Source organism: Paraburkholderia sp. RL18-085-BIA-A (assembly GCF_046027075.1).
In the GTDB taxonomy this organism is placed as follows: domain Bacteria; phylum Pseudomonadota; class Gammaproteobacteria; order Burkholderiales; family Burkholderiaceae; genus Paraburkholderia.
On the sequence record NZ_JARESU010000233.1, the window covers coordinates 1 to 8,229 of the forward strand.

Annotated in this window: 6 protein-coding genes; all 6 read right to left on the minus strand. The window is 60.3% G+C overall.

Annotation, left to right across the window (positions count from 1 at the left end; all coding sequences use genetic code 11):
• Positions 1–355 (minus strand): contractile injection system protein, VgrG/Pvc8 family (locus P0D89_RS49325; protein WP_408379161.1); only part of this gene is annotated, 355 nt, incomplete at its 3' end.
• A gap of 408 nt (positions 356–763) precedes the next feature.
• Positions 764–1,126, minus strand: a complete 363-nt coding sequence (locus P0D89_RS49330; RefSeq protein ID WP_408379150.1) for a hypothetical protein — start codon at positions 1,124–1,126, stop codon at positions 764–766.
• A 545-nt stretch (positions 1,127–1,671) separates the two neighbouring features.
• Positions 1,672–3,336 carry a glucosamine inositolphosphorylceramide transferase family protein gene (locus tag P0D89_RS49335; protein WP_408379153.1) on the minus strand — a complete coding sequence of 555 codons (1,665 nt, stop codon included), beginning with the start codon at positions 3,334–3,336 and terminating at the stop codon, positions 1,672–1,674.
• A 28-nt stretch (positions 3,337–3,364) separates the two neighbouring features.
• Positions 3,365–5,182 (minus strand): glutamine--fructose-6-phosphate transaminase (isomerizing), encoded by a 1,818-nt coding sequence (gene glmS, locus P0D89_RS49340; protein ID WP_408379155.1) that lies wholly within the window; start codon positions 5,180–5,182, stop codon positions 3,365–3,367.
• 181 nt (positions 5,183–5,363) lie between these two features.
• Positions 5,364–6,065: a FadR/GntR family transcriptional regulator gene (locus P0D89_RS49345; protein WP_408379157.1), complete on the minus strand. Its 702-nt coding sequence runs from the start codon at positions 6,063–6,065 to the stop codon at positions 5,364–5,366.
• Between the two features lie 572 nt (positions 6,066–6,637).
• Entirely contained in the window at positions 6,638–7,774 is a 1,137-nt protein-coding gene (locus P0D89_RS49350) for an MraY family glycosyltransferase (protein ID WP_408379159.1), read from the minus strand.
• Between the last annotated feature and the right edge of the window lie 455 nt (positions 7,775–8,229).

Sequence of the window (8,229 nt, forward strand, 5' to 3'; positions counted from 1 at the left end):
CGATGCCGTACCTGCGCAGAATCTTCTGGATGATCTGCGCTATCGTGAGGTGCTGATAGACCTCCGTGTTCGTGACAGCCTGGAGCCGTCCGAAATGCGACTTCAGGACGATTTCGTACCTGACATAGTCCTTCGTGTTCTGCACCGTCGAGAAGCGTTCGATGTACCCAGAAAACTTCTTCACGGCGCCATCGTCGGCCACTACGGAAAAGCAGGCGTCCAGGCTCAGGTAATCGGTGCGCGCAAGCTGCTGCGGGTGGGTCAACTCGATACGTACTTCGGTCGGTGCGCCCATCTTTTCGGTCGCCTTGAATGACACAACCGACAGCGCCGCCGCACTTGACGTACCGGGCACTTCGAGAAAATACGCCTGACGTCCCGCGACGCCCTGCCGTAATGGATCAAACTCTGCCACTCCCTGCTCCCTGAAAAGACCAGCGACGCAGCGTTAGCTGCCAAACCTGTTAACTGACCATTCAAATCTCTTCAGGTCAACGGAATTAATATGGGATAGACGCGTCCTGACAATCCTTGAAGAAAATCCGGCACGTCTGATTCATCGTGCATCAGGACGGCTTCTATTGCCGCCTTCCGGCAAGTGACCTGTTCTTGCCCGCCGCCTGTCGGCAAGAGTCGCGACAGCCAGAACCGCACAGAACAGCGCGATACAACCCGCCGCCACGCAGAGATAGAGTACTGATGGATCATTCATAGGATTCCTGTATTTTTTAGACAGAGAAAAACCCGTCCGGGAAAACAGTACCTAGTGAACGCTGACGGACACCATGAATGGCCACGGATTGCACATGGTGTCCTCACCGGGTCCGGCAGACCATTGCAGCGCACTGATTGCAGCCAGCGAACCCATATGCGTGCTCACCTCAGCCGCGCATTTTTCGCAGAATATCTGGAGCGTGGCCGCGAGCAGGGCGCGATCCTTCGCCAGTCCTTCGTTCCGCGTCAATACGGGTGCCATTTCAGTAATGCCAGCAAGCGCCTCAGCCTGGCGACACGCAAATTCAGCGCTCTTTTCAAGCAGGACATGAAGTGCGGGATTTTCCTGCACAAGCCGGCGATTGGAATCAGTGAGTTCGGCAAGCGTCGCGGGGGGATCGCTTTTCTGCATGGTGCGCCCTTCTTTCCGTGGGAGTGAGAGAAGGGCCGCCCAGCGTCGCAAGCGATAGGTGGGGAGCGGGCACAGTGGTGAAGTTGGCGGACCGGGGTAATACCAAACCGGCAGACCCGAAGGTCTCTTCACCACGGCCCGCCCCTTTCGAACAGAGGTCGCGCAGCAGCAGACGCACACCTGTCTGGGCAGGTGTGCGGGTACTACCTACAGGCCGCCAAGCCTGGCCCGTCGCTGTTTTGACGGCACTTCAATTATCAACAGATGACGAAAAGATTGGTTCGCTCTTGGGCGGGCGTACCCTCAGGCGAAAGCGCGGGCACCTGGAGCGCGCCGGCATGGCTTTATATATCGGTGACCGTGTTTGAATTGCCCTTGATGTGAATCAATGTGCGGGCACCGACAGTGACAGCCATGCCGACTTACAAGTCATTGAGGGTGATCCGGTATGGAGTGCTTTGAGGTACACCGGAGATCGCGCGCCAGCGGTCACGGAACTGGCGAAGCGTTAACAAACCGCCACGAAAACAAGTGTCACAGAAGCCTCAAGCAGCATTTCCGCGCGTCCGCGTCTTCATCCCATCGACGAGCGTCAACCGCCCAGTCCGGTTGAAAGTGTGAACGCGGTCAATACTCGCATCCCAGTTCGCCTCGATTCGACTCACCGGCGTTTCCCTGTAAGTCGTCTCATCGATCACATCGATGCGTTGAAACGACATCGCGCGGCCGTATTTGCCGCTGCAATCCTGGGCCGGCCGATACCACTGCCCCTGATGCTCGAAGATATTCCCGCCGGGCCGAGCCGACCGAATATCCGAAACGATCGGATTGCAAGGATGCGGATGCCAATCCTGCGTTAGCAACGAATCCGACCAGAACAGAAACAGCTCGTCGGAGAGAGGCGCATACTCGCTCTCCCGCATGCAGGCGAAGAGCCAGTACTTGCCATCCTGACGCCAGATCGTCGTATCGACGGCCATGACGTCGTCCATCAGGTTCATGACGTGTTCCCACTTATCCGGGAAATGCGTGCACCGATAGATCTCAATGGCTTTACTCTCGTTCGTCTCCGGAATCATGTAGAGCTCGCCGTCCTCTTCGATCATGAACGGATAGGACAGGTGATACGGCCGCTCCAGAATCTTGACGGGTGGCAAGACCGGTTGATCGTTTTCATCGAAACGGATAACCGACAGATGTCCCCGGTTCTTCGAATACTCGAGTTCTTCGATAAACACCGCATACTCGCCATTCCTTTCGACGACGAACGGGTCCGCCCAAAAGCGGTCCTTCGGCGGCAGCAGTTCCTTGAACTCGAAAAGACGATCGGGCAGATCGTCTTCCTTGCCGAAGTGGTACAGCAGCATCCACTGCTCGAAGGTGCGCAGGCTGCTCGCTTTCTTCGCGGCCGTGCGCGCCAGCAACTGGCCGATGAACTTGCCATAAGCACCGCTGGTCCTCGGCTCGGCGATTTTCTCCCCGGAATAAAACGCCGGAACCGCTTCGGCCTTCGTGTACTTCGTCCTGAAGTTTTCCACGCCGATCTGCTTCAGCTCGCGCAACTTGCGCGGCGCGAAGGAAAGCGTCTTCCAGTAGCAATGACTGCGATTCCGGTGAATCGACACGGGGTATGTCATCGACCACGATCTTTGCAGCGTATGCTCGCGCTCGCCCGCTCGCGTCTGGAACTGCAAGGCTGACGCCGTCGTCGTACGGTCGAGCAGAATGTCCCACACGCCAATCGGTCCACCGCGCTCGACAGGCTCGTCGCCATGCCGATACGACCAGATACCGCAAGAAGCCGTATCGAAGATCTCGCCGCACGGACGCAGCGGCCCGAGTCGCAGGAAAACCGTGATGCCGTATCCGGCGATTCGCGTCAGGTCGCGGACATCGAAATGGTCACCGCACTCCTTGCTTTCCACTTCGACGTTCAATGTCGGCACATTCGGCAGCGTTGCCGTCAAAGGCTCGGTGCTGAACGCGTCATGACTCACCTTAACGAGTCGCTTGTCGAGCGCCATCCACAGCGACAGCAGCCACGGACTCGCCTGCGACGCGCTCTTCTGCGCCAGCCGCGGCTGATACGCGTACTTGACGACGAGAGCGATTTCGATGCCCTCCTCTGCAGCGATCAACCCCAGCATGTGATTCACCCATGCCGGGACCGCCAGATCGTCGACGAGAAGTCCAACCCTTATCGTGCTCATCTTTGATTGTCTTCGTGGAACCCGCGCATCATTCGACCGTCACCGATTTGGCAAGATTGCGCGGCTTGTCGACGTCGGTGCCGCGCGTGCACGCCGTGTGATACGCGAGCAGCTGGAACGGCAGGACGTGCAGGATCGGCGACAACGGCCCGTAGTACTCCGGCATCTGGATGACGCGCAGGCCTTCCTCGTTCTGCAGGTTCGCATCGGCATCGGCGAAGACGTACACCTGGCCCCTGCGCGCGCGGACTTCCTGGATGTTCGACTTGAGCTTCTCCAGCAAGCCGTCGTTCGGCGCCGTCACGATGACCGGCATCGCTTCGGTCACGAGCGCGAGCGGTCCGTGCTTCAGTTCGCCGGCGGGATAGCCCTCGGCGTGGATGTACGAGATTTCCTTGAGCTTCAGCGCACCTTCCATCGCGATCGGATAGTGCGATCCGCGGCCTAGGAAAATGGCGCCGTCCGTGCGCGCGAGTTCATGCGCCCACGCGATGATCTGCGGTTCGCGCGCCAGCACACTTTGCAGCGCCGTGGAGAGGCCCGAGAGCTGCGAGCGATACGCCGCTTCCTGCTGCTCGTCGACGTGCCCGCGCGAGCGGCCGAGGGTCACCGCAAGCAGGAAGAGCGCGACGAGTTGCGTGGTGAATGCCTTGGTCGATGCGACACCGATCTCCGCGCCCGCCTGCGTGATGAACGACCAGCGCGACTGCCGAACCATCGCGCTCGTCGCCACGTTGCAGATCGCGAGCGTGTGCTCGTGCCCGAGCGACTGCGCATGCATCAGGGCGCCAAGCGTGTCGGCGGTTTCGCCCGATTGCGAGATCGGCACCACGAGCGTGTTCTTGCCCGGGATCGTCTCGCGATAGCGGTATTCGCTGGATATCTCGACTTGCGTCGGAATCTTCGCGATCGATTCGAACCACGTCTTCGCGGTCATCGCGGAGTAGTGGCTCGTGCCGCAGCCGAGCAGCAGGATGCGGTCGATCGGCGCGAACGCGTGGGGATCCGTTGCGCCGAAGAGCGTCGCGTCCAGCGCGCTCTTGCGGGGGAACGTCTTCGCCACCGCGAGCGGCTGCTCGAAAATCTCCTTCTGCATGAAGTGGCGATACGGCCCGAGCGCTGCTTCTGCCGGCGGATGGCGCAACGTGCGCGCTTCGCGCACGACCAGCTCGCCGTCGCGATTCATGATCCGGTTGCCGTTGCAGGACAGATCGGCGATGTCGCCGTCCTGGAGGAACACGAAGCGGTCGGTGACGTCGGACAGCGCGAGCGGGTCCGATGCCAGAAACGATTCCGTGCCGCTCAGCCCGATCACGAGCGGCGAGCCGTACCTTGCGCCGACCACGCGCTCCGGTTCCGACTTGCAGAACACCGCGATCGCATAGGCGCCGCGCAGCTCGGTGACAGCGCGACGTACGGCGTCCGCGAGATCGCCCTTGTAGTGGCTGTGGATCAGGTGAGCGATGACTTCCGTGTCCGTCTGGCTCGCGAATTCATAGCCCGCGCCGCTCAGCGAAGTCTTCAGCATCTCGAAGTTCTCGATGATGCCGTTGTGAACGATCGCGATCTCGTCCTTCGAGAAGATCGGATGTGCGTTCTGCGTCGCCGGTGCGCCGTGCGTGGCCCAGCGCGTATGCGCGATGCCCGTTGCGCCTTCGACGCCCGTCTCGCGGACTTCCTGGTCCAGCGAGCGAACGCGTGTCAGGCTGCGCACGCGATGGGGCGCGCCGTTGCGAAGCACTGCGACTCCGCACGAGTCATAGCCGCGATATTCCAAACGCCGCAAGCCTTCGAGCAATACCGGAACGATGTTGCGTTCCGCGACCCCCGCCACGATTCCACACATATTCACCCTCCGACGATGGTTTGGTCCGCTTCGCGAATCAGCACTGCTGGCAACATCGCGTGGACCTTTTTTAAAGCATCACGTGTTGCGCGAAATCAGTCCGTTGCTTTGCGCATACTTTTGATCTTCAACGTATCCGAATGAAATCGTTCGGTTTCAAACAGCAGCTCGTACGCTCACATCAAACCGCTTCCCCAAGCAATTGATCGGCGCTGTGGCTCAGGAGCTGCATCATCGCGGCCTTCGCAGCTTCCGCATCGCTCGCTTCGATCGCGCGCACGATCTTGCCGTAGTCCGCGAGATCCGACTCGTGCGCGAGCAGCGTTTGCATGCGCGAGATCGGCCGCATCGCCCTCAGCCCCGTCCGTACGACGCTGCCCATTTGCCGGAGCAGCTCGTCGCCGCTTGCGTCGACGATCGCTGCCTGCAGCGCGTCTTCCGCGGCTCGCTGTGCGGCGATATCCGCGCCCGCGTGCACGAGGTTCTGATACGCAGCGGTGATCGCGATGCGCTGATGCCGGTTCGCACGCGTCGCCGCGAACGCGGCCGCACGAGGATCGACGAGCTTGCGAAACTCGATCAGCCCGCGCAGATACTCGGGATCGGGCGTGGCGCGCAGGCGCCACTCGGCCACTTCGTGATCGATGATCAGCCAGTCTTTCGTGGGCTTGATGCGCGTGCCGGTCTTGGGCCTGACATCGAGCATCCGGCGCGAGATAAGGATGCTGAGCGCTTCGCGCATGATGGCGCGGCTGACACCGATCTTCTTCGACAGGAGAACCTGCGGAGGAAGCACGTTGCCTTCGTAGTCGCCATTGATAATGCCGGTCACCAGTTCATTGACCACTCGCTTGACGAGGGATGCTTCGTATCCGTGATTCATTTTTTTTCTCGTGGTATCGCCCGGCGCGCCAGGTGTTTGCCGCTCCCGAGCGGATTGTCGCTAGTGTTTGCAAGCCGGCGCGATGGTCTCCTGCATGTCCCCAAGCGGCGGATCGTGCTGCCCCGCAATCGGGGCGCGTCCGCTCGCAGTCCTTGTGAATGACGGCTGGTTCGCAAGCGATAAAGCGTCTCTCCGATGTTCCGCCAGTGTCTTGCGCACGCCCTAAAGTGCAGTGCGCAAGAGCGGTTTTGATCGGGTCTTCGGCACGGTAAATAAGACTGCTTCGTCGTGCTCTTATGCAAAGATATGTTGCACTGGGATGCGCCGGCTTAACGTACGTTCTCACACACTAATCGCCTGTTGGACGGAAGAACAACACTGTCAAAGTTCGCTCGTCCTTGCACGTTGGACGTTCGCGTGGGAGAAGTATGGGAGATGAGTCGAGCGGATGGGGCGACACGGTTTCACGCGTGATCGTGTGTGTCCGTACTCTTGAGCGGCTCGATGCCAAATCAGTGACACGCCGCTCGCGAAAGCGAAAGCAGCAAGCCGGGGCCGCATGGCTCGATACATCAATGACGCGGACGCTCCGCGCCACGCGGCGCGATGACCGGCGCTTGCCCCATGATCATCATCCAGCGCGGCGACCTGAAGTGCACAATCGCCACGTAGAGCCGCACGTAGACCACGACGAACGCGATGGTCGCCGCGGCGAGCGCGACGGGCGTGTCCCAGAAGAACGTGGCGGGCGCGATGCCGACGAGGCTCAGCACCCACAGATAGAGCGAGGTGCACGAGTTACGCAGCGCGCGCTGGCGCAGGTTGTTCGCGTCGAGACCCTTGCGCACGACACGCCGGTACACGAGCGAATGCAAGTGAAGTCCGTCGGGCTGGCCTGCAGGCCGGCCGCGCACGATCTTTCGGCGATAGATCGAGAACAGCGTCTCGAAGACCGGATAGACCGCGACGGCCATGGTGTACCACGCCGACACGCCCGGATTGCGCACGATCAAGAGGACCAGCAGCTCCGCCATGATGAAGCCGACGAAGTAAGCGCCGCCGTCGCCGAGGAAGACGGAAGGCACCGGAAAATTCCAGAGCACGAAGCCGCCGATCGCACCGATCATCGTCATCGCGATGCTCATGACGAGGTAGTCGTTGACACTGTGAGCCACGTAGCCGATCGACGCAAAAATCAAAATCGTCGTCACCGACGCGAGTCCGTTGAAGCCGTCGATGATGTTGACCGCGTTCGTCAGCCCGGCGACGCCGAGCATCGTGAAGGCGATCCCGATCGGCACGATGCGCAGCCACTGGTCGACGAGCGGCAGGTCCACGCGCGTGAGCGTCGCGTGCATGACGAGGCAGGCCGCGAACGCCGAAGCCAGTGCGCACAGCAGGCGCACGCTCGGGCTCACGCGCTTGGTCAGGTCCTCGATCACGCCACCTGCGAGCGCCGGCACGGCGCACAGCAGGAGCAGCAGCTGACTCATGGCGGAATTGGTCGCCCACAGCGGCTGCGCGACCAGCGTGACGGCCGCGGCGCAGGCAATGCCCACCCCGCCGATCCGGGGCACGGCATAGGCGTGGTTCTTCTGAATGCCGCGCAGGTCGTGATCCATCGAGAGCGACCCGTGCAGACCCGAACTTCGAACGATAAAGAAGATAACCAGGAATGAGACTACAAAGCCAACCGCAAGATTTAGCATCTCTGTGCGACTCCAAAAATTATCGGAGGAAGTCTTATATTTCTTGTCGCCTGACCGAATCGGTAGGACAAGGTTGATGAAAGCACACCGTCTCTCATTTGGGGTCTTGCCTCTATGGCATTCCCAACACAACCCCGGCGTGAACGTTTTATGAGCGGACAAATCAGCGTAAATGCTGAGGACGGAGTGGCAGTTTTTTCGTTAGGCATTAACGGTAATGGTTTAGACCCACCCTCAACTCTCCGCCTGAACGAATGGGGACTAACGGCGTGTATATGAAATGACAATTGGGCATGTTGAATCCGGTTTGAAAGGACGCGAGCACGCATCGGCCCGGCAAAGGCCGCGCCGATTAACCGCGAGTCAAGGCTGTTGCGAAGGATAGCTACGCCGTCATGCTGTGCGCATGACGGCGGCGTAATCGCTCAGTGAAAAGACACCTGCTCAGAGAAAGT

Bases quoted from the DNA above. Each gene is read 5' to 3' on its own strand.
- P0D89_RS49330 (WP_408379150.1), bottom strand. From the start codon at position 1,126: ATGCAGAAAAGCGATCCCCCCGCGACGCTTGCCGAACTCACTGATTCC.
- P0D89_RS49335 (WP_408379153.1), bottom strand. From the start codon at position 3,336: ATGAGCACGATAAGGGTTGGACTTCTCGTCGACGATCTGGCGGTCCCG.
- glmS (WP_408379155.1), bottom strand. From the start codon at position 5,182: ATGTGTGGAATCGTGGCGGGGGTCGCGGAACGCAACATCGTTCCGGTA.
- P0D89_RS49345 (WP_408379157.1), bottom strand. From the start codon at position 6,065: ATGAATCACGGATACGAAGCATCCCTCGTCAAGCGAGTGGTCAATGAA.
- P0D89_RS49350 (WP_408379159.1), bottom strand. From the start codon at position 7,774: ATGCTAAATCTTGCGGTTGGCTTTGTAGTCTCATTCCTGGTTATCTTC.